Source organism: Microcoleus sp. Pol8_D6, assembly GCF_036700965.1.
Classification (GTDB): Bacteria; Cyanobacteriota; Cyanobacteriia; order Cyanobacteriales; family Microcoleaceae; genus Microcoleus.
Genome location: NZ_JAUBPW010000012.1, coordinates 51,100 through 75,152 on the forward strand (window position 1 = coordinate 51,100; position 24,053 = coordinate 75,152).

Genomic DNA, 24,053 nt, shown 5'->3' on the forward strand with positions numbered 1-24,053 from the left:
AAAAAGCACGACATACGGCAATTTACCCGCTACTATTTTTGAGTTAATGCTGCACTATTTAAACCAAAAAAACCGCAGCAGAACTGAGGATAAAGTCAGCGATTACACCGCTAGATATTAACGGCAACGATGAGAGTTAATGGCAAGATTTGTTGAAGGTAGCCGACTCCCAAAATTCATCAGAAGCGATCGCAGGCTTTCTGTTAGCCGTAAAAAATTGCTATTTCGATAAAATTATCGGTGCAAAAGATACTGACTTTCTGCCGCCAGAAATCACATCGCGCTATAATATTACAATTACCGTACCGCTTCAATCTCCTCAAGCCGTCTCGCCTGGGTAATCTTATGACGATGTACGAACCGGATTCGCCGCCTTCCCAAACAAAAGTCCTCCCTACGATGTATGATTTACCCAGTGAAGACCCGGAGGAACCCGGTTTGCCTGACGAATTTCACGACTTTCAACCTGAACTGCTGCGTTTAACCTGTCGCCCCGCCAACCATCCGCCCGAACAAATATTTATAGCGACAGACCTTAATCTCTACTACGATTCTAACCATCTCAATTGGTACAAAAGACCTGATTGGTTTGTCGTCTTGGGGGTTCCGAGATTTTATCGAGGTGACGAATTACGCCTCAGCTACGTGATGTGGCAAGAAAATGTCAGTCCTCTGGTAGTAGTAGAACTGCTATCACCTGGAACTGAAGATGAGGATTTAGGAATTACAGAAGAAGCCCGAAATAAACCGCCTACTAAGTGGCGAGTTTACGAACAGATTTTGCAGATTCCTTACTACTTTGTTTTCAGTCGGTACAACAATCAACTGAGAGTATTTCGTTTGATTAGCAATCGTTACTGCGAACAAGTTTTAACCGAACCCCGATTCTGGATACCGGAATTAGAATTAGGTATAGGTTTGTGGGAAGGTTGTTATCAAGGTTGTTCGAGGTTGTGGCTGCGTTGGTACGATGTCAGTGGCGATTGGGTTCTGACTCCAGAGGAGTTTGAAAGGCAGCGAGCCGAATTAGAAAGTCAGCGAGCCGAATCAGAAAGTCAGCGAGCAAATCGTTTAGCCGATCGCCTGCGAGCAATGGGCATTAATCCAGATGAGCTGTAAAATTAAGGAGCAGCATGAAATGGTGCAAGCTGCAAGCGCTGTCCATAAAAACTTATTAACTAAAAATAAATTATGCCAGACTCTACCTCATTGCGCGATCGCTACTTAGCCCTAATCGACAAAATTGTCGAAATCACCCTCAAAGGTCAAATTCGCTCTAAAGAACAAGTTTATCAAATGCTGGTGCAAGACATTAGTGCCGGTACTGGCGAAATCTTTGAACGCTGTTTCGGCGAACGCCTTGATGCCGTCGAAAATCAACTCAGAAATGAAAAAGACGAAATCAAACAAGCAAAGGCAAATCGCAGCCTCCGAGCTCTCAAAACCATCCAAGGAGAATGGGAACGCTGGCAGAAAGATAACCGCGTCGATCGTGAAATTGCATCCTCAATCCAACAAATCGTTACTGCGGAATCTAACGGCCGACTCCTGGCATTATTGCAAGTAATCGATCCGAATAAAGAACATTCGCTGACTCTGGCTCAATTGCAGCAATTGGCAAAATCCCTACACCAACAAATGCTGCAGACTGCCAATCCTGAAACCGAACAAGATTTGCAGCAAATCACCGCCGGCATAGCCAAAGGTTTAGAATCTTGGCAGCGTTTGGAACCGGAACTTGTCGGCTGGATTTATCAGCCGCAGCAGCTAGGATTTGCCGGTAGTCCCGAACAAAATGGGCCTTGGGCTTTTTGGGCAAAAAAAGTTAATAGTCCCTTTCCCCAGGCTCTGTTGAATACTATTGCGCTTGGTGAATCTGTAGTTCAATTTGCGGCAAAGGAATCGAATTTAGAGTTAGGAATATTGGTTGAATTGGCGATTATTTTGCAGTGCTTGCAGCGGGCATTGGCGACATGGTTTGACAAGCAAGTTTACGATTCCAAAGTGTCAACAAAAGCTTCAATTTCTACTTACATTACTTTTGCGGTAATTTGGAGTCAGCTAGCTAGTGGGTTTAATAATTCTACCAAGAGCGGCGAGCAGTTGGCAAATGCTTGTTTTCAAGTAACTTTGCAAATTTTGCGGGCTTTTTCTCATCGGGAATACTTTCCCCTTTACGGGGGAATTTTTGCTTCGTTTGATGGTAAAGCCCTGCGACATACTTTGGATTATTTAGACGAACCGCTGCGGCGAGTTGAAGGCACTCAAGCGAAAGCTCGGATTCTGACTCTTTTGGGTTATTCGATGCAGGCGGCTGGGGCCTACGAGCGATCGATCTTGCTGCACAAGCAAGCGCTGGAAATTGCCCGTACCGAAGGAGACAAAGCTTGCGAAGTTGCCAATCTCAATCACATCAGCCGTAACTATGTTGCTCAAAAAAATTATCAGGAAGCGATAAATTACAGCCAGCGGGCTTTAATTATGGCACGACAAGCGGGAGAAAGGCAAGGCGAGGCAAATGCTCTGGCTAATTTGGGTTACAGTGAAGTGTTTCAAGCGCGGCAGTTGGAGGAGGTGGAACCGGAGGTTTATGAGAGTGCGATCGGTTATTTGGAACAAGGTTTGTTGCTATCGGAGAAATTGGGCGATCGCCAAAGTCAAGCTTTTTGTTCCAGCAGTCTCGGTATCGCTAAAATTGCCCTGGAAAATGCTGAATCTGCGATTGAATATTTGCTCAAAGGTTGGCAAGCGGCTCAATTCTCAGGGGATTTATATTTGCAAGGGCTGAATTTGGCTTACTTGGCTCAAGCTTATTACAGAATCAACTCACTAGAAAAAGCGATATTTGCAGGCAGTTTGGGGATGTATACTCTGGAGCAAATTGGTGCGATGGAGTGGCGTCAATCGGCTGGCTTGTTGACTATTTTGCGGGGTCAAATGGGGGCTGAATCTTTTAAACAAGCTTTGGCTAAAAGTCGAGCGAATATCATTCCGGCGATCGGTGTTGATGGGTACGATTACATCCCGGAGTTGCTGGAAAAATATCAGCAATCTATTTAACTCTTTGTGGAACAGGCCGAAAAGCCTGTTGCTGAGAGGGGTGCAAAATGTAAGTTTTAACTCACCCAATAGCTGCATTATCAATAAGTCTTTCATGGGCGGGCATGATGCCCAGCCCACAACCAAATTTAAGTCTTTGTGGAACAGGCATCTTGCCTGTTCATTTGTTTTTATGCACCCCAACCTCCGAATAACTAATGCTCAACTATCACCGGTGTCCCAACTGCGACTTTCTCAAATAAAGCCTGTGCGTCTTTGTCAAACATTCTGACACAACCGTGAGAAGCTGCCCCCCCGATCGACTCTGGATTCGGAGTACCATGAAAACCAATCACATTCTTGCCATCCGTCCAAAATCCCATCCACCTACTCCCTAATGGATTGTCTGGTCCAGCAGGAATAAGTTCTCCTGTCCAAGGATTTTGCCAAACAGGATCTTTGATCATTTGCATAACTTTAAAATTGCCTGTAGGAGTTTCCCACCCACCTTTTCCCACAGCAACCGGGAAACTGGTTTGCACCTTATTTTGTCGGTAAACATAGACGCGGCGTTCTCGCAATTTCAGGACTAAACGCACTTCCTCAATAGGATTTACCGCAGGCTTTGGTTCCTGGGGAATATAACGAAATGGTTCTCCCAAGGGCGGCAGTTCTGGGGTTCCAAGATTCGGCAATTGTGTCTCGGATGTGGGCCGCTGCGCTGCGATCGCACTATTACTTGAATTAGCCACCAATTCGGCAGTCGCCTGCTGCTGTAGGCCGACCGACAGCGCGGCTGCACTCAAGCTCAGTACAATTAACTTGTTAAACAAAAATTTGCTCTTCACCATTGTTTTCTTCGCTAAACTCCTCACCAGCATTTCCTACAAAGTTCCTATCTAATTATCTGCCAACCGCACCTGATGAGAAAATTTTTGAGATGGCTTTTTGACGGCAACTGCGCTGTACAGTTTTTAGTTTAAATTCCACCACTGATAACTTGTAACTCAACACAAAGCTTAGGCAATAATACCAAAACAACAAGGTTTTTATAAGTGGCTCAGTGGAGTTACGCAATAGAATGTCGTTAAAAAACCCGGTTTATGGGTAAATCTTGCAAGAAAATGATTAAATTTTCCCTCCGACTAATTGGATTTTTTAGTAATGGCCGACTGGCAATCGAGTATTCAAACTATGGCGCTGCTGTATCCGGCAAGCACAATCTGTCTTTGGGTAGAGTTCCCCCCAGCAACAGTTAGGTGGGCGGAAAAAAACTGCAACGGTCGATCGAATAAACTCAATATATCACGGCAACACTCTAGAGAGGCAAACCGCTGAACTTGTTGTAAATCGGGAACTTATGATGTAAAATTTAGTCTTTCAATACTTGTTCGATAATCTTTTTTTGAGATTGTCATAAATTTCCTACTTTGGGGATTAAACTGGATTAGGTATAGAGGTTGGGACTTTCGTGCAGCGGAAGCAAACCCGACCCTGAATAGCAGTTAATGTGAGGTTTCAATGCGTCTTCAGAACATCAAATTATTGACAGGTGCAACACTGTCGGTGGTAATTTCGGCGGTCTCAGTACATCCTGCGATGGCTAACCCTGCAACTCAAATAGCCCAAACGCAGACCACCACAACAGCAAACACTACAACCATTGTCGGTTTTGTCAAAAGTATTGTCGGCGATGTAGTAACTATTCGCGAAGAAAGCGCGCCGTACAGGACTCTCAGGATTCAAAGATGCGTTCTGAGAATTATTGGCCTAGTACCGGGAATGAAAGTCAGAGCTACCGTCGCCGGATCTCAGATCCAAAATATCGCGGTGATCCCCGATTATAAGGTGGTAGCCACAACGGTTGCTCGTCCCGCCACCCCAGCACCGGCACCGCGTCCGGCTCCAGAACCGCCACCGCGTCCAGCTCCTCGTCCGGCTCCGGCTCCGGCTCCTCGTCCGGCTCCCCGTCCAATTCCGGCTCCGGCTCCCCGTCCGGCTCCTGTGAGAGGACTTTGGTAGAGCTAGGTTATGCCATTTTCGATTTTCGATTTTCGTATTGAAGATTGGGAATGACCAAAAGCAATTTGGTCCGGGGCCCTGGGATTCATTCGTGGAGCGATAAAAAAGCTCCGAATCCCGATGGCAAGCCCCCGGATTTATCAATGGGGTCGCTTTGTTCAATCTAAAATCTAAAATCTAAAATCTAAAATTGATTGACTGATCAAGCTCAAAGCTTGGAGCACTTGCCTACAGTTGCATTCTTTTTTGCAACTGGTATCAGTAAATGGAATTAAGCCACCGCGTCGGCGGTGGCTTAGCTGTTTAACTCAATCGGCGTAAGTCCCCCGCTATAACGGTACTCCGTTTCGCGCGGGGATATAAGCCGAGCAAGGTCTATAAAGAAATCTACAATTCGCGGATTTTATAACAGAAACCTGTATAATATAATTGGTTGCGACCCACTCACTCGGCTGCAATACGGAACGGTCATAGTAGCAGTAATATGCTTACCGGGAAACTGCGAGAGAAAGGAGGAAAGAACAGACCGCTGGTTGGTAAGGTAACGCCCTGCCCTAAAAAAGAAACCATGTTTGTTGTACGAAAACAGTTTTTTGCCTTGGGAAACAGGGCGACTGCGTGGGTTCCTCATGCGTTGGGGATAAAGGGTGTAAAAACCCAGAGATGCTGTGTAAGACTCGGATCGTCTTAGGTGACGAATACCCAGTAATGGGATACCCAACAGAGCAACGGCAAATGAGACATGAAGCCTACACGCTCACCGCAAGGTTAGTGTTAGGTATTTCACTAGCAGTTAGAATAATAGAATTGTCCAGCAATTGTTGAGAAATCGCTGCTATGTATTACCTGCGTTTCTTGCTGCTAATTCTGCTGTTGCCGATGATTGCGTGCGATCGAGCTACAGATGCGATCGCCCCTGCTGTGGGCGACAACGGCCCCGTGTCTCAAATTCCCTCCCGTGCACCCCTGTCAAATGTTGGGACAAATCAAATTGTACCGACCAAACCGCTGTCGCCGCAGCCAATCCGCATTGTTGCAACTACTTTGCCGCAGCCAGGAGCCAGCGAAAGCGCCTCAAAACCTCCTCAAGTAGTACCGATTCCCACCTCGCCAGTGCTGCGAGTGCCTCCTGGCTTTGTCGTCAACGTTTTTGCTGACAATTTAGACGCTCCCCGATGGCTGGCTTTGACGCCGACAGGCGATGTTTTGGTAACAGAAACCCGGCAAAATCGGATTACACTGTTGCGGGATGCCAACCGCGACGGGGTTGCTGAGGTTCGCAAAACTTTTGCAAGTGCCCAAAACGGGTTAAATATTCCCTTTGGCATGGCTTTTGCCGATCGCTATTTTTTCCTCGGAAATACCGCTGAAGTCCGCCGATTTCCCTACACAAAAGGGCAGGAACAATTAATCGGTACTGGTCAAAAAATTGCCGATTTACCGGGCGGTGGCTACAACCAACACTGGACGCGAAATGTTGTCGTTTCTCCCGACAAGAGCAAGCTTTTCGTCTCAGTTGGATCGCAGTCTAATGCCGATGTCGAACCGCTGCCGAGGGCATCTGTTCAAGTGATGAATTTGGACGGCAAGAACCAGCAAATTTTTGCTTCCGGTTTGCGAAATCCGGTGGGATTGGATTTTCACCCAAAAACTAATCAACTCTACACGACAGTCAACGAACGCGACGGTTTGGGAGATGATTTGGTGCCGGATTACTTGACAAGAATTCGTCAAGGCGAGTTTTACGGCTGGCCTTACACTTATTTTAAGCCGAATTTGCTCGACCCGCGCCACTCCAGAAATGGCAATAGCGATCGACCTGATTTAGCGGCTAAAACATTAATGCCGGACGTGTTGTTTCAGGCGCATTCGGCCGCTTTGGGGCTTCAGTTTTACGACGGCAAAACGTTTCCCAAAAGATTCTCGAACGGGGCATTTGTGGCGTTTCGTGGGAGTTGGAACCGGAACGCTGGAACTGGTTATAAAATCGTGTTTGTACCTTTTAATGCCGCGAATGGACGCCCTCAAGGTTATTATGAGGATTTTCTGACTGGTTTTCTCACAGATCCGTCGGGCCCGACAACTTGGGGAAGGCCGGTTGGTTTGCTGGTTTTACCTGACGGGAGTTTGCTATTTACTGAGGAAGCGAACAACCGGATTTATCGGGTGCAGTATCGCGGGTGACGATGGGGGGATTAATAAATTCTTGACCAGCGTCTACTTTTTGTTGAATCAACAATGGATCTTCTTTTCTAATTTCTATTCAATTTGAGATTTGCTGGGTTGGGGCGGGTTTTGTAGACAGATTGCCTGCTGTTGGTTGTGATTGCGCGCTCAAACCGCCTCTACAACCTCGAATATATCAGAACGATCGAGATTTTGCGATCGCGCTTTAAAATCCAGAACCGGGTTGTTTGAGAAATTCCGCTTCTTCCGGGGTTGTTTCGCGTCCGAGAATTTGATTGCGGTGAGGAAATCTCCCAAAACGCTCGATTATTTCCAAATGCTGCATCGCGTATTCAATGAATGAATCGCTGTCAGGTTCGCCGCTGAGTTGGCTAAATAGTTCGACAGATTTTTGCTGGTTTTCTAAGTTTTCGCTGTGTTCAAAAGGCATATAAACAAATAATTTTTGTACAGTCAGCAATTCGCGATCGAAGTTATGATTAACAGCGTATTCGGCGGTGGCTAAAGCTTTGCTGTCTGTGGCGAATGCTTGAGGTGTTCCGCGAAACATATTACGCGGGAATTGATCGAGCAGTAGAATTAATGCTAGGCAGTTTTCGAGGGAATCTTGCCATGAGTCAAGTTGACCGGAGGCGGCGAGTTCGTATTGCGGAAGAAATCGCGATCGCACTTCTGCATCAAAATCCGCATTTTTTTCAAACCATTTCTTGTGGACTTTGCCAAACTCTGGAGAGTTCGATCGACCAAACCAAAAATCTAAAACTTCATTCATTAGCAATCTAGTAGGCGATTGATTGTTGATTAAAGCTTCTGTGTCTGTAGTTGCACAAAATGCGCTATCTGTCCAACTACAAACCGCAGCGATTAATGATTAGCAATGATGACTTAGGAACCTTTGTTGTCCGGTGCTTAAAGTTACAAACTAGCAAACAGTCTGTCCCAAGTTTTGCCTCCAACAACTCCGTCTACAGGAATATGAGCTTGCCGCTGAAATTTCTTCACTGCATCTTCGGTTGTCGGACCGAAAACGCCATCAATTACGATCGGGTGTGCGGACAAGCCCCGCGCGTTCAACAACTTTTGCAGTTTCTTCACATCGTGCCCTTTCGAGCCGCATTTTAAAATCCTTTTATGGTGTCTGACTTGTGGTTCGTGGCAATCATTAGTGGGGCAAATTGCGCTGCCCGCTGTATAGTTTGCTGCATTTGCGCCAGTCAAAACTAATAAGCCGAGAACTGCAAGTAAATAATAAAAAGTCTGCGATCCAACCATACTTTCCCTGTTAATTTTCTCAAGCGTTTTTTGCAAGTTGGACGATTGTTTGAGGGTGAGAAACCGGGTTTCTGGGATGGGGGCATCCAATCTCGATTCACCGGGTTTCTGGCAACAGTCAACCGACATTCTACAATATAAGTGGCTTTACTGCAAAATCTCCGATCGTGCAAGTTAAATTTTGTTGCTGTTTGGTAGCAGCAAAGGTAACAATAACTTCGCAGGCAACTGCAACTGTCAGGATTACCAAGTTTCGCGCCAGCGGGTAATCGCAAACGTCATCATTCGTCGCTGAAGGAACCCGATAGTGTTGGTTCCAAATTATTTCGGAGTAATCGGCAGCTAATCCGACGTGCACGCAGGGAAGGGAGACACTCGCACAGTAATCCTTGACTGCTTGCCGCCCGACACTGTTATCAAAAGTATCGATGACTGTGGCGCTGTTGGCAAGCAGCCGATCGGCATTTGCGGGCGTCAATTCTTTTGAGTGCGCGTCAATGCTGACGGACAAAGCGCGGTAGAGGTTGTTGGCGAGAATTTTGGCTTTGAATGCGCCGATGTCCGATCGATAATAGGGTTGAGTGGAAAGGTTGCGTTCCTCGATGCGATCGCGATCGATGACTTTTAACTGACAAAAGCCCGATCGCGCCAGACTTTCTGTAATATTCGCACCCAAAGCGCCCGCGCCGCACACCGTTACCGGGAAATTTTTGATCTGCGACATCACGGCCGCACTTCTGTAAAGTTGTTCGTGAAAAAATATACTCATGGTAATTGCTAATTGGGAATGGGGCATGGGGCATGGGGCATGGGGCATTTGCCAAACAGGGCATTGGTTATTTCTTGATTATTTTTTATTATAAAAACCAGGATCAACTAACAACTAACAACTAACAGCTGACAAGTGACAAGTGACCACTAACTATTAGATATTCCCCAATGCCCCATGCCCCATGCCCCATGCCCCATTCCCATTATCTATCTTCAACTACTCCAACTAATGATTGCAAGTCGAAGTCTTTGTCCAATCCGCTGAGACAAATGCCCGCACTCATAACTGTCAAGTCATTTTTCGCGATCGCAGAAGTGTGGTGTTCTCCCGTTCCGCTAGTCCATTCAACCAGCCAATAATTTTCGCGATCGCCAAAATCCCGCAATTCACCGCCGCCCATTTTTAGCGCCCGCTGCAAGCGCTGTTCTGCCCGTACTTTTGGATTGAAATCTTTAATATTTCGGGACACCAATTCGTAAACAGTTCGCATTTCCGGCGTCATCCCTTTAAAGCGAATTTCTTGAGGTAAAATCAACTTTTTTAAAGCTGCTTTCAACTGCTCAGAGGGCAGCGGATCGGCGCGCCTGTCAATCTCTTCAAACCACCAACAATGACCGTCCCACCGTGCAACAATCGGCTCAAATTGCGAACCTTCAGTTACTAAATGAACTGGTACGGGTTTCGCAACACCTGTGCGCTGTTTAGCATCAGATTCGTTAACAGGATAAGCCAGCCACGTTTGCCCTTGCAGCACACAAGCCAAGTGCAAGCGAACAGGTACGAGCAGTTGCAAATACTCGGCCACTTGCGGCCAAATCGGCTCCTCAATTACCGCAGCATTTTTCTCATTTACTGGCGCAAAAATAGCCCATCCTTCAAAGTTGCGTGGCTGTGGTTGAAAAGTATAAACCATTGAGCTAACTCTTATCCGCACGCTTCCCCCGCGCACGCAGGGAGCCAGGAATTGGGTATCGAGTAGCTGCCCTTCTTGGGCCGCAAGTTGGCTGAGAATTCTGCGAATATTTGCCAATGGATTGACCTCCTGAATCTTACTTATTGTACAGAACGCACTTTTAATTAAAGCCAATACAAAGAATTGTAAACACTCTTGACACGAATGAATATCCTAATATAATATTGAGCGAGGATAGAATTTTAACCTTGTAAATATCTCAAGTAAATATGCTGCCAAAGCTTTTTTCTAAGTTGGTTGTAGTGACAGCTCTGACACTTCCTATTTTGGGGTCAGCCCAGGTAGCTAAAGCTCAGACCACCTATGGAGCTACTGCTTATTCTGCGACTTCTGGCGCCACTGGTATTAGTTGGAATCATGATTCACAGAGAGGGGCACTAAACGCAGCAGTAGCCGCCTGCAATGAAGAAACAGGAGGTGCTGACGACTGCGAAGCGCTGACCTATAATACCAATAATTGTGGAGCGATCGCATTAGGCGAAGGAGGAGCAGGTGCGGGCTGGGGTGACGACAAATCAGCAGCAGAAGCTCAAGCTCTCGCCGCTTGCAGCGAACTAGAGGGTGGCCGTTGTAAAGTGAAGCTTTCAGCTTGCAACGAATAATTAAACTGATAAAAATCGGTCGGAGTTGTTTATATTTTCGCTGGTAAAACAGCTTATAAAATGGTAAGTGTAAAGTGCTCTTCGGCGTACCTTCCACTTACCATTCGGCTAAAAGTAGGGTGCTATCAGAGTGCACCTTACAGTTAATCTCCTACTTCGGAAGTAACTGCATCAGGTGGCAGCAAACTTTCTAATCTATCTTTAGACCAGTATTCAGTAGGGTAAGCGAGTGCAATAATATCAGAGAGTCGAATCAGCCACGTAACTTGTCCGTAAGCATCGATATTTTCCGCCTGTTCGTTAGGGGGAACTATCACCAAAAGTTCCACAAAGTCAGCGAACAAATTAATCGGGATGCCGCCAAAACTGCTATTATTTGTTTTAATCCAAACTTTGCTGCCTCGATCGAGAGCTTCTTGGAGTCGCTGGCAAAGCAAACTGGATTTTTTGACCTGGGATTTTTTGGCTTTCGACTTTTTTCCCATAGTTTTAAGAAGTTAAAGTAGTTGTATTGTGGGTTGCACAGTGGGTTGCACAGTTCGCTGCACAGTTGGTTGCACAGTGGCTTGAGATTTAGCGCAATCGCAGTTTGGTATAGAAACGGACTGGAGCAAAAAGGTCGATAGCCCCGTCGCTACCCCATCACTCTAGTCTATAAGAAAGCGCTGTACTGCGATCGTAATAACAATTTAATCGCAAAATCGGGAAATGACACCAGCTCAAAAAAAAATGCCACAGTCGCCAAACCCCAAACCCTGGTTGTCATGAGTGATTCCCAATCTAAAATCTCAAATCTAAAATGGTATTACCTGCCGTATCATGTTACACAATCAGTCAACAAGGCCCGTGTTTCCACTGTGCCCAAATGCAGTATAATCGGCGGAATCTTCCCAAATCGTTTAAGTAAAACAATGGACTGGCGAAAGCTCATTCATCCAAACCCGAAAGCTTCCACAAATCAACCCGCAGCACCAGACACTCGATTATCTGTAGAATTTTTGCTAGGGCTTTTTGCTGCGGGATGGACTCAACAGCAGGTGTTAGAAAAATATCCCGCACTGACTTCGGAAAAGTTGCGCGCGGCTTTGGCTGGTGCGGATTCCCAGTTAGTGTCATCCATCGCTAATCCAGAATTACAAGCAATTATCGCTCAAATTAGAGAATAATTTACAATGCTAACACCTGAAGGATTGCGGGCTGTTTTTCGTTTGCTGCTGAATGTATCCGTATATAAAAGTTCTACTTGACGCGATAATTCCAGGTTTTGATAGCTAAATCTATAAACCAGCCTAAATTAGTGGGTGTCTCCTTTGCGTAAGATTTCCACCATTCCAGAGTAGTGTTATCCAGAGGAGGAGTAATACCTTTAAGAAGATTGAGAAGCAACCAAAAACTATTATTATTATAACCTAGTGCAGCTTGCGTCAAGTACATATTAGGTTTACACCATTTTAACATTCCATGTCTAGTCATTCCTGAAAATGTATTTGGTTGAGGTTGCTCTTTTAAGTTGATAGTATCTTTTGTACAGACGACCCATTCTATGGAAGAATTTTCAGAAAAAGGGTTGCTTCCTTTTTTCAAAACAAATCCAAATCGAGTTACCGGTGTTTTGATGTTTTTACTAACTGCTGTTGGCAACCAAAGAAATAAAACGATTCCGTTAGTAGTGTTAGTTATTTCGGCCACTTTTTTGTGATTCACTCCATCCCCAGTTCCATACAATATTTTTCTGTAAGTGCTACTAACCATTTCTTTTACTTTTGGCTGAGACAAAAGCAAAGTTCGCCACTTAAGAAAATCTGTATGATAGTCGGGTGGGAGCCTACCTACAAAATTGCAAGTAAAAGCAGGTAAACTGCTAATATCTAAATTAGGAGAGATTTCTGGCAACCCAAATACAGGGTAAGAAATTTCATAAATTTGACTTAATAGTTTAAATTGACCTGAGTTATGATGATTTTCTACAGCAAATTCCCAAAAGCAAAAATCATCTTCAAATTTTGAAGCTTCTTTATCTGTATAATTATCATTGTGAAAACTAGGTGCGATCGCTATCATTTTAACTGGCAAAGAATAGTCAATTTTATCATCAAAGCATTTATTGGTGATAATAGCTTTACGATACCGAGTTAGCTGCGAAACTAATCCTCGATCTTCTTCATTTTTCAACTCAATAATTATCGGCTGATTTTCGGATTTGGTACAGCACAATAAATCGCATCGCTGCATTTTTACAGTATGCTGCCTTTTGATTTTAATTAGCGAGGGAAATATTTCATCAAATTTCTCATCTATATAATCTTCCAAATCCATCTCGGATTGAAACCTGATTTCACCACCAATATAAATTAACTTGCGATTAGCAGTTTTTACCCTCTCATTCAACCTTTTACCTTGGGTTGATAGATGTTTTGCTTTGAGGTATGGCACAGTAGCTCTCCCATAAAGTGAGCATTGGCCGCAAGCTTAACTCACGAGCCATGCCCAATTATATCACTTATCATCCCTGACCGGCAGCGATGTATCCAGAATTTCCATCAACAATTCCAGCCGCGAAGGACGGCTCAACATCGGCACTAAATTCGGTAAGGAGTAGTAATCTCCCGCAAACGTAAAGGTTTCCACCGATACTTGTTTGTCCTTCAATTGCTTCTGGACATATTCGCACCAAGCACCAACTCGCACAATCACAACATCAGGAATTACCCCCAAACTGCGGCAGTAATTCTGATAAGCATCTGCGAAATAAGGTGCGGTGTTTTCGCCTTCATCTGTTACCAGAATGAATTGTTCGACAACCTGCTTTTTAATTCGCATTGCTTCCACCGCGCAACCGCAACTTGTGCCGCCGCCCGCCCGAATGTGCTTGAAAGCGCGTTCCCAGTCTGTCAATTCGCTGCCGTTTGCTTGCACTGGATACGGCATCGTGTCAAAGGCATAAACGAACAGTGCAGCCTCGGAAATGCCGGAAATCAAAGCAGCTAGACGCTTCCCGACTTCGATCGCACTTTCCATGCTTCCCGACTTGTCAATCAACAAACCGGTTGCTTTGGCAATCTTGCCGCGCTTCTTCACCTGTTCGTTTGTCACCGCTTCCAGCTTCGCCGCCGTTGCTGCGTCGAAGTTCGCCCCCGCGCCCGCAACACTCGCTTTGTAAGCAGAAACCCGATCGCACTTTGCCGCTTCATCCAGCTTCGAGTCAATCAACTGCTTGACTTCCGCGTGATCCATCGCGCCGCGCGACTGAATCGATTTCAAATTGTTGATGACTTCCTGCGGCGACATCGAGTTAATTAGCGCCGCCAAAACCGTTGGCGTTAGCTGTCTGATCGCACCAACTGCGATCGTATACGGAATCTTGTACTCAACAATCAAATTCGCCTGTTCCGCAGGTGTCGCCGCCTTGGCCAACTGCTTCAAAACGAACGCCAGAGAGTCTTCCGGCGGATTGTCTTTGAAGAGAATAGCGTTAGCGCGATCGCTCGGCTTGACGTGCAGCGTTGCGTACAAATGCTTCATCGCCTTGCGGTTGCGGAGGGCGGCGCGATCGAAAAACTGTGCATTCTTTTCCCGCGATTTCAGATAGCGAGTGACAGCAGTGCGCGCGCTGCGGGGCACCTTATTCTGATGCCGCTTCATAAAGTCCACAATCCGCGAAACCTCGTAGGGAGGGAACTCTTGCAGCATCATAAACCCGGCATCTCGGTGTTCCGTCAGCGCCGAAGTCAGCAAATTTCCGGCAAAAACTTCCTTGTGATCGCGCACGTCGCCGTGGCGTTGATACCACACTGCTAAATGACCGTAAAAAATGGGGTCTAATTCGATAATTAACTTGTGAATTTCTGCTACTTTTTCTAATACACGGTGAGGAGTGGTGAGCAGACTGTTGAGCATTTCCAAACGCAAATCGCGTTCTGCTGTATTCATATTCATTGTTTTTACCTTCCTATTGATTTTGGATTTTGGACTTGAGAAGTATTCCAAATCGGCGGTTGGCAGTTGTTGCACGCTAGCGAGTAAAATTTAAAAATCACCGCGCAAGTTTGGGGAGCTTTTTTTGGTAAACCTCAATAGGGCTTGTATGTAAGCTCTCGCGATTGGGGCGCGGCAAAAACTGCTATTGAAAATTATTTGAGGGAAACTGTTTCTAGTTCAAGGGTTCTCAAATCGGGTTCAACCCAGTTAATTCGAGCTTCCCAAGACATCAACCGATCGCGCGTGTAGTAGGTAAAAGGTAAAGTGCGCTCGGCATATTTTGCAATCAAACCGTTAGCAAGATTTACCATCGATCGATTCCGGCTTTCATCGGCGAGATATCGGCGAATAGTTCGCACCCAAAACAGCGTTAGCGTTTCGTGATATCCGCCATCTTTTGTAGTCTCAATTCCCTGAGCCGAGTTGTAACTTTTAATGCCATTCCGCACCGCATTTATCGCTTCTTGTTCCGAATCATAAAACAGATACCACAGAGCAACCGTTAAATGTGCTTCGTGAGTCCATTGACTTCGCGGCAGGCTGCCTTCTTGGAAGGCATGAATCAGACTGTCTATCTCGCTGGGCGATCGGTAAATTAGAGTTGTATTTTTCATAATTTAATTCTCCTCACCACTTTTATATCTAATATTTATAAAGATGAGATGTTCCGCACAAGTTCGCAAAGCGTTTTGACTGTCCGATCGCTCTACCCCTGAGCTACAGCCCCTTAAACGGGGCTGGCAGGATTTGAACCTGCGACAAATCGATTATAATGTGTGTATTCGCTTCACTCGTTAGGGTGCGGAACAAAATTTTTCTAATCTCTAAACTAGAAAATTTTGACTTTTGATTATTCTAAATTGCTCAATTATTTTTGCATTTTATAGCATTAAAAGTCACTTCGCGAAAGTTAAGAAAGCCGTTGGCACATACGCAGGAGTTGAACCCGCGACCTTTTCTGTTAAAGAGAAATGCTCTACCAATGAGCTAGTATGTAAGCTTCCTTTGTTGGGGCGCGAAGTGGAACTTTTAAGCGCCTGAAAAATATAAAAAATTCAGCTATAAAAGGCAGCGCACAAGTCAGAGAAGCTTTTTTTCAGCCTAGGGGCCGGTAGGAATTGAACCTACAATTGGATTTTAACTTGAACGTTTCCAGTTTGTAAGCTTCTTTAGTTGGGGTGCGCTGTCTAATACGTGCTTTAAGTTAATTTCTAGCCGTAAACAGCTTCTGGGCGGACAATTAAATCACCGCTGGGACGGCGATCGAGCACGTAAGACTCGAAGCGCTCGCCCTTGACATCAAAATGCTTTGCCAGACGTTCCTTAATAGCCTTGTCGCTCATTCCTGCCGCGATACCCAGTTGGTTTTCCGCCAAGTCATAGGAACGTCCTTCAAAACGAATGTGAACCATTACCGATACCTCCTAGAGCAATTTTGGATTTGGAATTGGTAGCTTATCTGCTCTTGACTTTGGCTTTTTGTGAGACTTAGCAAATTGCCAGTAGCGGTAAAGATTCACGAAATCTGATAACCTTTACTGAAAGAAGCGCCGTTCTAGGTGATAAGCTTGTTTGATTTTGCGGATTTTCTCAGCCTTTTTGGTTGCTTGAACTCTGGCCGAACTTGTCTGTTCTGAATCCGCATGAAATTCATTGAAATTAGACTGATTTCCTACAGCATCTGACTCTGGTCGAGTCAGTTTGTAACCGAACAGTCTCGTATAAAGTAACAACATGACCATCGAGTCTGTATTGCAAGACTTCCAACTTGATGTTCCTTGAAATTTTGAGCAATATTCAGTTGTCAAGGTTCAGAATTTGCACGGAAAATACAAGTTTTTGCTTGTCCTACGCTTTCCATATTTTTATACTACATAAATACTACACAGGTGTCAAGGGGGTAGCAAAAGTTTTTTAGATAAAACTTACACGAGGGGCGAGAAACCGGGTTTTTTCACGAAAATACTTCGTTGCAACCCGCAGATTCAGTAAAAAACCCGGTTTCTTGGGTGCGAGCGCGATCGCGAACTGTAACATCGATCAAACGTCCTTAACATAAGAAATGCTATCGCGAATATTGTGGAAGCCAGCAGACTCGTAAAGATGCAATGCACCTGATGAATTTTCAGCATCCACGCCGAGAATAGCAGTAGCGACACCGGCAGCTTTGAGCCGATGCAAACCAGCGAGCAACATCGCTCGTCCCAATCCGATTTTGCGGAAGCCGCGCCTAGTGCCGAGACAAGCAATCCAGCCTTCATTGCGCCCGGTACGATCGCACTTTTCCACACTAATCTCGCAGTAACAAAAACTGACAAATGTGCCATCATCAGCAACAGCAATCAAGTCTAAATCATTTCTGTAATCGGGTTTAGCTAACTGGTGCTTAAATTTATCTACCGTTAAATCGTGATGATTCCAGTGATCGATAAACGACTGGTTGAACATTTCTACCCAAGCTGCCGCATCCTGTTCGCCGGGGAACTGAATGAGGGCAAAACCTTGTGGGAATTGCGGTTCTGGGATCGGTTCAGAAAGCGATCGCGCCATTCGGTAAAAATAGCGATCGACCTTAAAACCGCAACTTGTCAGCACAGAAATGCGATCGCAATCCTCAGCGCGCGCGTAGGTTCGCAGCTTCACGCGCGCGCCCCGCATCGCAGACACCTCGCGCATCCGCACTTCACCCCAGGCGATCGCGGCTGCTTCCACATCACCACCGCGCGCGTCGGGGTGAACGCGAAACCACAGCCAACCATCAATTACTTCCCCAGGTTCAGAAATCCACAACCGAGCGAAACCGATTAATTTTCCCTCCACATCTTCCCAAAGGCGAATATCGCGGGCTTTGTCTAGGGACGGTTGGTTAAATTCTTGTTGCAATTCCGAGATGGAAGTACCTTCGTCGAGCCGATCGACTTCTTCGCAAGTATTGATTAAATGGGCGATCGCATCTAAATCGCGATCGCCCGCATAGCAGCGCGCCGAGAGACTTGCCATCATAGCTAATCACCATTCCCTGTTCTTATTCAGTTTAAAAATAGCTTGGGCGATCGCACTTTTATCGATCGACTGATCCGATCGGTCGATCGGCATTAAAAATCCGACAACGCTAACACTCACAGTAATCCAACCGCTACCGCCATTGGCTGCTATCGTGAGCGCAAAATGGGCGAAAAACGACATACTAGAGACAGTTTAAAGCCTCAAAGCCTTGTGAGTAGTATGTTATTTGGGATGGGAGTAGAAGGACTTGAACCTTCGACCTTGAGATTAAGAGTCACCTGCTCTAACCAACTGAGCTATACTCCCGCATCTAAGCTAGTATAACACAACCGTTCTGAAAACTCAACTATTTTTGTAAAAATTTGTGGCGATCGCCCAGGGTCAATATTTAACGCAAGTGCGATCGCGCAATTACAAGCTCAAGCAACTTAAGTAGCGGCTTTCGTTTATTCGCTGCAATGCGGTGTTATGGCGCTGTACTGCGCTACTTCTGATGCTGTGCCATTTGCTGGCGAATTGCTGTTTGAATTTTGACATCAAAGTCTGGATCGTCAACTGTTGTAATGACTCTCGGCGATCGTTCCCGACGTTTTGCTAGATAAGCTTGAAAAGCAGCTCGATCGTCTCGGTGGTCAAGAAAGTACCGCCTTAACTCTGGGTAAGACATTGCACTGTAGTTAATTTGACTCATTACAGCACCTCCCCATTCGGTGTAATTTCCAACTCTATTTCCTCGTTATTTCCTGCCAATATGAATAAATTTTGAGTGCGATCGTCAATGCAAATGAGGTGAATGGGCTGAAACATTAAATACGTCAACTGGTAGCCAATTCGATACAAACCCCTCAATTGTGCGTTGGTAGGCATTTAACCGCTGTTAGTTGAATCATATTTTTTCAGTATACAATTTATTCTACCGAGCGCCAAGGCTCAACATTATAAAATAACGAGTCTTTCCCATCCTACCTTATCTGCGCCAGAGTTGTGCAAAACCTGTGGCCGACTATCCAATCAAATCTGATACTTGGCCATCTCCAATCTCGACAATTCGCTTGACTCCATCTTGGCGATCTACTGCATCCACACAGAAAAACTTGCTGTGAATTAATGAGTAAGGTGGACTTTTGTCCACCCTACTGATTCTAATTGGTTCCGAAAGCGTCTACTTGAGAATGTGGGAGACGACACCGGCGCCGACAGTGCGATTACCTTCGCGGATGGCAAAACGCATATTTTGTTTGATCGCGATCGGCTGCAACAACTTCACAGTCATATTAACGCGATCGCCCGGAACTACCATGTTGATCTCGCCCCCGTCATCAGCCGTAAAAGATGCGATCGTACCTGTAACATCCGTTGTCCGCACGTAGAATTGAGGCCGATATCCCGCAAAGAAAGGAGTTCGGCGGCCGCCTTCTTTTTCCGACAGCACGTAAACCTCAGAATCGAATTCAGTGTGAGGTTTAATTGAACCGGGTTTAGCAAGCACCATCCCCCGCTCAATTTCGTCTTTTTGGATGCCGCGAAGCAACAAACCGACATTATCTCCAGCCATTCCTTCATCCAGAAGTTGCTGGAACATTTCAACGCCGATAACAGTTATCGTGCGAGTGTTTTGGATTCCCACCAATTCCACAGTATCGCCGACTTTGATTTTACCCCGCTCGATTTTGCCAGTTGCGACAGTTCCCCGACCTTTGATCGAGAACACATCTTCAACAGCCATCAGAAAAGGTTTGTCAATATCGCGATCGGGCGTAGAAATCCAGTCATCTACCGCATCCATCAAATCGTAAATGCCATCGACCCACTCATCCTCGCCGCGCTGAATTTTCGGATTAGCAGTCATCTTTTCCAGCGCTTTCAGTGCCGAACCTGCGACAATTGGGATATCATCGCCGGGGAAACCGTAAGAACTGAGAAGTTCGCGAATTTCTAACTCGACCAACTCCAAAATTTCCGCATCCTCCACCATATCTTTCTTATTCAAAAAGACAACCAGCTTCGGCACTCCCACTTGCCGCGCTAACAAGATATGTTCGCGAGTTTGAGGCATCGAACCATCTGCCGCCGACACGACGAGGATTGCACCATCCATTTGAGCGGCACCCACGATCATGTTTTTCACGTAATCAGCGTGACCCGGACAATCAACGTGAGCGTAATGGCGATCGCCAGTTTCATACTCAACGTGAGCCGTATTAATCGTGATCCCCCGCTGTTTTTCTTCCGGTGCAGCATCGATTTCATCGTACTTTTTAGCCTTGGCCCGACCCTGTGCAGCTAGCGTCATTGTAATCGCCGCTGTTAGGGTTGTTTTGCCGTGGTCAACGTGACCGATCGTACCGACATTGACGTGGGGTTTGTTCCGTTCAAATTTGGTGCGTGACATTACATTTGATTCTCCTCTAAGAGTTGTTTTTGGTTCTTAATCATGAGTTTTTAGTCCTTAGCCTGTTATTAATGACTAAGGACTAATGACTAATGATTAAAAAGGAAAGTGGAGGAGTCGAACCTCTACAGCTTTCGCTGCACCCTGGTATTCCAAACCAGTTGCCGTCCACACCGCCGCACTTTCCAAGTTTTGGAATTTTTAACCGCAGATAAACGCTGATTAAGGCAGATAGATTGAAAGTGGGTGGTATAGGAGTTGAACCTATCTGGTACCGGTTAAAAGCCGGGTGCATAACCGCTTTGCTAACCACCCTTAAAAATTCAGCGTTTGTGTAATTCCTAAAAAATTATTGTGTAGTAAACACTTCAGTCCTTTTTTGCCCCCAGCAATTGCAACGCCTAAAGTCCCGATTGCTAATGCTTCACTCGATAATGAAGTAACATGAAACCGTTGCTATAGATTTTGCGATCGGCAAGTTCCAAATTGGTCGGCTCGATTGCACCGAAAAAAAGAGGAATTCCCGCTCCGATAACTAGCGGATTCAACTTGACAATCATCTCGTCAATCTCAGAAAAGAGAGTTGCCGCTAAAGCGCCACCACCGCACAGCCAGATGTCTTTACCAGTTTCTTTTTTCAATTCCTGAACCAATGCGACAGGATTGTCCGAAACAAGTTCAATATTCTCATCGGGACTGGCTTTCATAGTGCGCGAAAAAACATACTGCTTCAAGGTAGGATAAGGATTAGTTACACCAAAATTTAGCCCTACCTCATAGGTTTTCCGTCCCATCAAAACCGCATCAAACTGCTTGTTCTCTGCACGAATGCCTCGTGCTTCCTGAAAGTGAGCCGGAAAAGTTTCAGGAAAGGAATCGAACAAATCAGCGAAATGCTCTCCTTCCATAGGAAAACAATCAAATGACCCATCTTCGCGAGCAATAAACCCGTCAACGGTGCAAGCAACGTAATATTTTAGTTTTCTCATGTTTCACCTTTTTTTTGATAAACTGACAAGACTACAAATGGAGAGGACGGGACTCGAACCCGCATCGATCGGCAGCAACTTTCAGGAAACGCGCTTCCTTACTGCCCGCAAGCAGATGAGAACTGCCCCCATCTCGGACTGTTAATTCCTTTCAGTGCCTCCGCAACCCGCTGCCAGTTTGCGTTTTCAGGGAACGTCGCGAAGCAACTTTTTACCCTACTCAACAAACCCGATCGTCCTTTTGGGAGCCGCTTTTCCAAAGTTTTTACGGTGCCATTCCAATTAGGCGACCTCCCCGCAATTTTTCTCAGTCTATAATAGCAAATCTTCTGAAAACAAATTAACCATCATCCTCCATTATTTATATATAAAATCATAAGAAATCCACCGAGGAGGTACTGCCCCTCCTATCCCCGCGTTATCAGCACGGTGTCTCGCTTTTCGACTTCCGGTGGTTAAAAGGAAGATGAAGGAATCGAACCCTTACAGTTACCTGTACCCCAGTTTTCAAGACTGGTTGCCAACCATTTAGCGGCATCTTCCAAGGGGTGTCTGACGGGGCTTGAACCCGCTAATAACTAGCTTCACGGGCTAGCGTCTCGACCGCTTCGACTTCAGACACCGGAAGTGGAGTCAAGGAGAATCGAACTCCTGGCCTCTTGCGTGCAAAGCAAGCGCTCTACCAATTGAGCTATGACCCCGCGTAAAAGATTCACCTGTCGAGTAAATCTAAAATCTAAAATCTAAAATTGGTGTGGTGGATTGCGATCGGATTTGAACCGATATCTTTCTAACAGCCAGTTAGATGCTTTACCAATTAAGCTACGAACCCCAGACAGCAGGAGTGGTAGGACTTGAACCCACAACATTCGAGGTAGAAGCTCGACACTCTATCCAGTTGAGTTACACTCCCATGTTTTTTGTTAATGCGCGATTCCCTATGGGATAGCTGCGCTTCACGCACTTTGACGTGCAAGTTATCAGAGCATTGCGTTTTCTCAGTTACTAGAGGGACTCCGCCCATGAGTTACTACACACTCTTTAAAGGATGGCTACCTTTAAGCCAACCTGCCGGGTTCATCGCACTCCTCGTTCTCAAACGCCCGCTGATTTTGACAGCGTTACCTTTCCTCTCGTACTAAAGTATGTAGGCTCCAAAGATTGGGGCACGCAAAGGGCGATCGATCTTACTATAAAAAATTATCCATTCAATGGAATCAACCTCCTTAAATTAAAGCAAAAACAACGAGAGTGGTAGGACTCGAACCCACAACATCCGCGTCCGAAGCGCGGCGCTCTATCCATTGAGCTACACTCCCATAAATTAGTAGTCCTGACAGGAGTTGAACCTGCAACATCTTGCTTGTAAGGCAAACGCTCTACCGTTGAGCTACAGGACTACAAAAGCGGATGATGGGACTCGAACCCATGCGCTGAGAATGGCATACTCAGATGCTAGCCTTTACATCACACCCGCAAACTGATTTTAGATTGGAAATTTGAGATTTGGGATTGAAAAAACCTCTTGTTTAGCCAAGCGGATAACGAGGCTCGAACTCGTGCCTAGAGTTTGGAAGACTCGAATGCTACCGTTACACCATATCCGCAATTAGTTTAGCGATTGTATCTCTTTAACCTCAACATACAGCCTTTACAAAATTGTCAAGTAAGTTGGCGTTGGACTAATGGGTAAAGTTACTAATCGCTGATTTTTTAAATCTAATTCAATTCCCAGGGCTTCTAGAGGAATCATGCCTAATAAAGGATTCATACCTCCGGGCAATTCCAAATACTCAAACGTGCCTTAGCGTCCTACTAAAAAAAAATTAGCATCCTGAAAAATTCTGGCTTTACCAATGCCATTAGCAGTCTCTACATCCACTTCTTTGAGCAATTCTAAACCGAGTTGTGCAATGATACTTGCAGGCAAACACAATGTTGTTGCACCTGTATCAACTAGCACATTATTTAGAGTGACTGAACGGATTTGGTCGGAAGGCATAAATCCTCTGGCTGCGACATTTTGATCGGCGCGGTTAGTCACGGTGAGTAGGGTAATAATTTTTCCCATTGAGGTATTGTCAGTTGCTAGCATAGTTTAACCTTGAACTACTCAACCTCAATTATGGCAATTTTTTGGAAAAATGAGTGCGATCGCCATTAGTAATTTGCTAAACTAGGAGCGGAGATAAAACACATGAAACTTATACTTACAGCACCCAATCCCGAACTATTCGCCGCATTCCAAGAGTATTTTTTCTACCTACCCAATGTCGAAATTACCAACAAACGTTTCGAGGATTTAACCGAGTATGACTGTTTGGTTAGTCCCGCCAATTCATTTGGCATGATGGATGGCGGTATCGATGCAGCCATTGTTGATTTTTTCGGTCATTCTCTCATGGTTAGGGTTCAGCAGCATATCTTGGAAGACTATCTAGGCGAACAACCAGTTGGCACGTCATTTATCATCGAAACTCACCATCCCAAACATCCTTTTATCGCTCATACTCCCACCATGCGCGTACCGATGTCTGTCGTAGGAACAGACGTTCCGTATGTGGCAATGTGGGCCATGCTATTAACAATTCGGCGCTACAATCAACACGCAAAACGTAAAATTGAGAGTGTCGTTTGTCCGGGATTGGGAACGGGAATCGGCCGAGTTCCTTATCGTGAAGCCGCGCGGCAAATGGCTCTGGCTTACGATTATTTTGTGTATCCCACACCGTATGTCAACTGTTTTGTTGCCGCAGAACGACAACTGCAAATTTGGGAAGGTGGCGATCGCAATCCTGCTTAAAGAGCGATCGCACTTTCC

Annotated in this window: 26 protein-coding genes, 12 tRNA genes and 1 pseudogene; 8 read left to right on the top strand and 31 right to left on the bottom strand. The window is 45.6% G+C overall.

What is annotated here, in order from left to right; translation table 11 throughout:
* Positions 1 to 152 precede the first annotated feature (152 nt).
* From QUA10_RS07390 to QUA10_RS07400, 3 genes are all read left to right on the top strand, one after another.
* The gene (locus tag QUA10_RS07390) at positions 153 to 341 is read left to right on the top strand and encodes a hypothetical protein (protein WP_333082028.1); all 189 of its coding nucleotides are present in this window, start codon (positions 153 to 155) and stop codon (positions 339 to 341) included.
* 4 nt (positions 342 to 345) lie between these two features.
* Entirely contained in the window at positions 346 to 1,119 is a 774-nt protein-coding gene (locus tag QUA10_RS07395) for a Uma2 family endonuclease (protein ID WP_445243562.1), read from the top strand.
* A gap of 72 nt (positions 1,120 to 1,191) precedes the next feature.
* Positions 1,192 to 3,060 carry a tetratricopeptide repeat protein gene (locus QUA10_RS07400; RefSeq protein WP_333082029.1) on the top strand — a complete coding sequence of 623 codons (1,869 nt, stop codon included), beginning with the start codon at positions 1,192 to 1,194 and terminating at the stop codon, positions 3,058 to 3,060.
* Between the two features lie 194 nt (positions 3,061 to 3,254).
* Here the strand turns inward: QUA10_RS07400 and QUA10_RS07405 are convergent, their stop codons facing one another.
* Positions 3,255 to 3,890, bottom strand: a complete 636-nt coding sequence (locus QUA10_RS07405) for a L,D-transpeptidase (RefSeq protein WP_333082030.1) — start codon at positions 3,888 to 3,890, stop codon at positions 3,255 to 3,257.
* A gap of 670 nt (positions 3,891 to 4,560) precedes the next feature.
* On the opposite strand from QUA10_RS07405, the gene QUA10_RS07410 reads away from it, so the two are divergent.
* Both QUA10_RS07410 and QUA10_RS07415 read left to right on the top strand, forming a co-directional pair.
* Positions 4,561 to 5,061, top strand: a complete 501-nt coding sequence (locus QUA10_RS07410; protein ID WP_333082031.1) for an autotransporter — start codon at positions 4,561 to 4,563, stop codon at positions 5,059 to 5,061.
* A gap of 837 nt (positions 5,062 to 5,898) precedes the next feature.
* Entirely contained in the window at positions 5,899 to 7,245 is a 1,347-nt protein-coding gene (locus QUA10_RS07415; protein ID WP_333082032.1) for a sorbosone dehydrogenase family protein, read from the top strand.
* A 208-nt stretch (positions 7,246 to 7,453) separates the two neighbouring features.
* On the opposite strand, the gene QUA10_RS07420 is transcribed toward QUA10_RS07415, so the two are convergent.
* The 4 genes from QUA10_RS07420 to QUA10_RS07435 all read right to left on the bottom strand — a co-directional run bounded on the left by QUA10_RS07420 (position 7,454) and on the right by QUA10_RS07435 (position 10,322).
* Positions 7,454 to 8,020 (bottom strand): DUF924 family protein, encoded by a 567-nt coding sequence (locus tag QUA10_RS07420; RefSeq protein WP_333082033.1) that lies wholly within the window; start codon positions 8,018 to 8,020, stop codon positions 7,454 to 7,456.
* 143 nt (positions 8,021 to 8,163) lie between these two features.
* Positions 8,164 to 8,520 carry a peptidoglycan-binding domain-containing protein gene (locus QUA10_RS07425; RefSeq protein WP_333086214.1) on the bottom strand — a complete coding sequence of 119 codons (357 nt, stop codon included), beginning with the start codon at positions 8,518 to 8,520 and terminating at the stop codon, positions 8,164 to 8,166.
* 130 nt (positions 8,521 to 8,650) lie between these two features.
* Entirely contained in the window at positions 8,651 to 9,289 is a 639-nt protein-coding gene (locus QUA10_RS07430; RefSeq protein ID WP_333082035.1) for a ThiF family adenylyltransferase, read from the bottom strand.
* A gap of 205 nt (positions 9,290 to 9,494) precedes the next feature.
* Positions 9,495 to 10,322 (bottom strand): hypothetical protein, encoded by an 828-nt coding sequence (locus QUA10_RS07435; protein WP_333082036.1) that lies wholly within the window; start codon positions 10,320 to 10,322, stop codon positions 9,495 to 9,497.
* A gap of 152 nt (positions 10,323 to 10,474) precedes the next feature.
* Between QUA10_RS07435 and QUA10_RS07440 the strand changes: the two genes are divergently transcribed.
* Positions 10,475 to 10,867, top strand: coding sequence for a DUF4189 domain-containing protein (locus tag QUA10_RS07440; RefSeq protein ID WP_333082037.1), 393 nt, complete (start codon positions 10,475 to 10,477; stop codon positions 10,865 to 10,867).
* 143 nt (positions 10,868 to 11,010) lie between these two features.
* Here the strand turns inward: QUA10_RS07440 and QUA10_RS07445 are convergent, their stop codons facing one another.
* Complete coding sequence (locus QUA10_RS07445; protein ID WP_333082038.1) at positions 11,011 to 11,352, bottom strand: hypothetical protein; 342 nt, start codon at positions 11,350 to 11,352, stop codon at positions 11,011 to 11,013.
* Between the two features lie 426 nt (positions 11,353 to 11,778).
* Here QUA10_RS07445 and QUA10_RS07450 point away from each other — a divergent pair, with 426 nt between their 5' ends.
* Positions 11,779 to 12,033: a DUF433 domain-containing protein gene (locus tag QUA10_RS07450; RefSeq protein ID WP_333082039.1), complete on the top strand. Its 255-nt coding sequence runs from the start codon at positions 11,779 to 11,781 to the stop codon at positions 12,031 to 12,033.
* A gap of 73 nt (positions 12,034 to 12,106) precedes the next feature.
* Here QUA10_RS07450 and QUA10_RS07455 read toward each other — a convergent pair whose 3' ends face one another.
* The 25 genes and pseudogenes from QUA10_RS07455 to QUA10_RS07575 form a co-directional block, all read right to left on the bottom strand.
* Positions 12,107 to 13,300 carry a hypothetical protein gene (locus QUA10_RS07455; RefSeq protein ID WP_333082040.1) on the bottom strand — a complete coding sequence of 398 codons (1,194 nt, stop codon included), beginning with the start codon at positions 13,298 to 13,300 and terminating at the stop codon, positions 12,107 to 12,109.
* A 63-nt stretch (positions 13,301 to 13,363) separates the two neighbouring features.
* A complete protein-coding gene (locus QUA10_RS07460; RefSeq protein ID WP_333082041.1) occupies positions 13,364 to 14,803 on the bottom strand; it encodes a hypothetical protein in 1,440 nt (479 codons plus the stop codon).
* A 194-nt stretch (positions 14,804 to 14,997) separates the two neighbouring features.
* Positions 14,998 to 15,459, bottom strand: coding sequence for a hypothetical protein (locus QUA10_RS07465; RefSeq protein WP_333082042.1), 462 nt, complete (start codon positions 15,457 to 15,459; stop codon positions 14,998 to 15,000).
* Positions 15,460 to 16,056: 597 nt separating this feature from the next.
* On the bottom strand, positions 16,057 to 16,257 hold the full coding sequence (locus QUA10_RS07470) for a hypothetical protein (protein WP_333039015.1): 201 nt from the start codon (positions 16,255 to 16,257) through the stop codon (positions 16,057 to 16,059).
* Between the two features lie 123 nt (positions 16,258 to 16,380).
* Entirely contained in the window at positions 16,381 to 16,581 is a 201-nt protein-coding gene (locus tag QUA10_RS07475) for a radical SAM protein (RefSeq protein ID WP_333082043.1), read from the bottom strand.
* Positions 16,582 to 16,885: 304 nt separating this feature from the next.
* Positions 16,886 to 17,848, bottom strand: a complete 963-nt coding sequence (locus tag QUA10_RS07480) for a GNAT family N-acetyltransferase (RefSeq protein ID WP_333082044.1) — start codon at positions 17,846 to 17,848, stop codon at positions 16,886 to 16,888.
* A 6-nt stretch (positions 17,849 to 17,854) separates the two neighbouring features.
* Positions 17,855 to 18,031 (bottom strand): hypothetical protein, encoded by a 177-nt coding sequence (locus QUA10_RS07485; protein ID WP_333039011.1) that lies wholly within the window; start codon positions 18,029 to 18,031, stop codon positions 17,855 to 17,857.
* Between the two features lie 52 nt (positions 18,032 to 18,083).
* A tRNA-Lys gene (locus tag QUA10_RS07490) sits at positions 18,084 to 18,157 on the bottom strand.
* Between the two features lie 178 nt (positions 18,158 to 18,335).
* Positions 18,336 to 18,542, bottom strand: a complete 207-nt coding sequence (locus QUA10_RS07495; protein ID WP_333039010.1) for a DUF6887 family protein — start codon at positions 18,540 to 18,542, stop codon at positions 18,336 to 18,338.
* Entirely contained in the window at positions 18,542 to 18,718 is a 177-nt protein-coding gene (locus QUA10_RS07500; protein WP_333033723.1) for a DUF6888 family protein, read from the bottom strand. The genes QUA10_RS07495 and QUA10_RS07500 overlap by 1 nt, the downstream gene beginning before the upstream one ends.
* Positions 18,719 to 18,854: 136 nt before the next feature.
* Entirely contained in the window at positions 18,855 to 18,983 is a 129-nt protein-coding gene (locus QUA10_RS07505; protein WP_333039009.1) for an ATP-grasp domain-containing protein, read from the bottom strand.
* A gap of 30 nt (positions 18,984 to 19,013) precedes the next feature.
* Positions 19,014 to 20,243 (bottom strand): elongation factor Tu, encoded by a 1,230-nt coding sequence (gene tuf, locus QUA10_RS07510; protein ID WP_333082045.1) that lies wholly within the window; start codon positions 20,241 to 20,243, stop codon positions 19,014 to 19,016.
* 102 nt (positions 20,244 to 20,345) lie between these two features.
* Positions 20,346 to 20,430 (bottom strand) — tRNA-Ser (locus QUA10_RS07515).
* A 56-nt stretch (positions 20,431 to 20,486) separates the two neighbouring features.
* Positions 20,487 to 20,558 (bottom strand) — tRNA-Lys (locus tag QUA10_RS07520).
* 101 nt (positions 20,559 to 20,659) lie between these two features.
* On the bottom strand, positions 20,660 to 21,232 hold the full coding sequence (locus QUA10_RS07525; protein WP_333082046.1) for a dihydrofolate reductase family protein: 573 nt from the start codon (positions 21,230 to 21,232) through the stop codon (positions 20,660 to 20,662).
* Positions 21,233 to 21,692: 460 nt separating this feature from the next.
* Positions 21,693 to 21,775 (bottom strand) — tRNA-Ser (locus QUA10_RS07530).
* A 4-nt stretch (positions 21,776 to 21,779) separates the two neighbouring features.
* Positions 21,780 to 21,854, bottom strand: a tRNA-His gene (locus QUA10_RS07535).
* Between the two features lie 6 nt (positions 21,855 to 21,860).
* Positions 21,861 to 21,933, bottom strand: a tRNA-Ala gene (locus QUA10_RS07540).
* A 54-nt stretch (positions 21,934 to 21,987) separates the two neighbouring features.
* Positions 21,988 to 22,064: transfer RNA gene (locus tag QUA10_RS07545), tRNA-Ala, on the bottom strand.
* 7 nt (positions 22,065 to 22,071) lie between these two features.
* Positions 22,072 to 22,145: transfer RNA gene (locus tag QUA10_RS07550), tRNA-Arg, on the bottom strand.
* 333 nt (positions 22,146 to 22,478) lie between these two features.
* Positions 22,479 to 22,551 (bottom strand) — tRNA-Arg (locus tag QUA10_RS07555).
* A 9-nt stretch (positions 22,552 to 22,560) separates the two neighbouring features.
* Positions 22,561 to 22,632: transfer RNA gene (locus QUA10_RS07560), tRNA-Val, on the bottom strand.
* A gap of 5 nt (positions 22,633 to 22,637) precedes the next feature.
* Positions 22,638 to 22,709, bottom strand: a tRNA-Gly gene (locus tag QUA10_RS07565).
* Between the two features lie 59 nt (positions 22,710 to 22,768).
* Positions 22,769 to 22,839 (bottom strand) — tRNA-Gly (locus QUA10_RS07570).
* 44 nt (positions 22,840 to 22,883) lie between these two features.
* Positions 22,884 to 23,327 (bottom strand): annotated as a pseudogene (locus QUA10_RS07575) (retroviral-like aspartic protease family protein).
* Between the two features lie 102 nt (positions 23,328 to 23,429).
* On the opposite strand from QUA10_RS07575, the gene QUA10_RS07580 reads away from it, so the two are divergent.
* Entirely contained in the window at positions 23,430 to 24,035 is a 606-nt protein-coding gene (locus QUA10_RS07580; RefSeq protein WP_333082047.1) for a macro domain-containing protein, read from the top strand.
* Positions 24,036 to 24,053 lie beyond the last annotated feature (18 nt).

Excerpts from the sequence above, each read along its gene's own strand:
- QUA10_RS07580 (WP_333082047.1), top strand. The coding sequence starts at position 23,430 with ATGAAACTTATACTTACAGCACCCAATCCCGAACTATTCGCCGCATTC.
- QUA10_RS07415 (WP_333082032.1), top strand. The coding sequence starts at position 5,899 with ATGTATTACCTGCGTTTCTTGCTGCTAATTCTGCTGTTGCCGATGATT.
- QUA10_RS07410 (WP_333082031.1), top strand. The coding sequence starts at position 4,561 with ATGCGTCTTCAGAACATCAAATTATTGACAGGTGCAACACTGTCGGTG.
- QUA10_RS07470 (WP_333039015.1), bottom strand. The coding sequence starts at position 16,257 with ATGGTTCACATTCGTTTTGAAGGACGTTCCTATGACTTGGCGGAAAAC.
- QUA10_RS07465 (WP_333082042.1), bottom strand. The coding sequence starts at position 15,459 with ATGAAAAATACAACTCTAATTTACCGATCGCCCAGCGAGATAGACAGT.
- QUA10_RS07420 (WP_333082033.1), bottom strand. The coding sequence starts at position 8,020 with ATGAATGAAGTTTTAGATTTTTGGTTTGGTCGATCGAACTCTCCAGAG.
- QUA10_RS07440 (WP_333082037.1), top strand. The coding sequence starts at position 10,475 with ATGCTGCCAAAGCTTTTTTCTAAGTTGGTTGTAGTGACAGCTCTGACA.
- QUA10_RS07450 (WP_333082039.1), top strand. The coding sequence starts at position 11,779 with ATGGACTGGCGAAAGCTCATTCATCCAAACCCGAAAGCTTCCACAAAT.
- QUA10_RS07400 (WP_333082029.1), top strand. The coding sequence starts at position 1,192 with ATGCCAGACTCTACCTCATTGCGCGATCGCTACTTAGCCCTAATCGAC.
- QUA10_RS07405 (WP_333082030.1), bottom strand. The coding sequence starts at position 3,890 with ATGGTGAAGAGCAAATTTTTGTTTAACAAGTTAATTGTACTGAGCTTG.
- QUA10_RS07425 (WP_333086214.1), bottom strand. The coding sequence starts at position 8,520 with ATGGTTGGATCGCAGACTTTTTATTATTTACTTGCAGTTCTCGGCTTA.
- QUA10_RS07460 (WP_333082041.1), bottom strand. The coding sequence starts at position 14,803 with ATGAATATGAATACAGCAGAACGCGATTTGCGTTTGGAAATGCTCAAC.
- QUA10_RS07485 (WP_333039011.1), bottom strand. The coding sequence starts at position 18,031 with ATGTCGTTTTTCGCCCATTTTGCGCTCACGATAGCAGCCAATGGCGGT.
- QUA10_RS07480 (WP_333082044.1), bottom strand. The coding sequence starts at position 17,848 with ATGATGGCAAGTCTCTCGGCGCGCTGCTATGCGGGCGATCGCGATTTA.
- QUA10_RS07475 (WP_333082043.1), bottom strand. The coding sequence starts at position 16,581 with ATGTTGTTACTTTATACGAGACTGTTCGGTTACAAACTGACTCGACCA.
- QUA10_RS07500 (WP_333033723.1), bottom strand. The coding sequence starts at position 18,718 with ATGCCTACCAACGCACAATTGAGGGGTTTGTATCGAATTGGCTACCAG.
- QUA10_RS07395 (WP_445243562.1), top strand. The coding sequence starts at position 346 with ATGACGATGTACGAACCGGATTCGCCGCCTTCCCAAACAAAAGTCCTC.
- QUA10_RS07430 (WP_333082035.1), bottom strand. The coding sequence starts at position 9,289 with ATGAGTATATTTTTTCACGAACAACTTTACAGAAGTGCGGCCGTGATG.
- QUA10_RS07495 (WP_333039010.1), bottom strand. The coding sequence starts at position 18,542 with ATGAGTCAAATTAACTACAGTGCAATGTCTTACCCAGAGTTAAGGCGG.
- QUA10_RS07445 (WP_333082038.1), bottom strand. The coding sequence starts at position 11,352 with ATGGGAAAAAAGTCGAAAGCCAAAAAATCCCAGGTCAAAAAATCCAGT.
- tuf (WP_333082045.1), bottom strand. The coding sequence starts at position 20,243 with ATGTCACGCACCAAATTTGAACGGAACAAACCCCACGTCAATGTCGGT.
- QUA10_RS07525 (WP_333082046.1), bottom strand. The coding sequence starts at position 21,232 with ATGAGAAAACTAAAATATTACGTTGCTTGCACCGTTGACGGGTTTATT.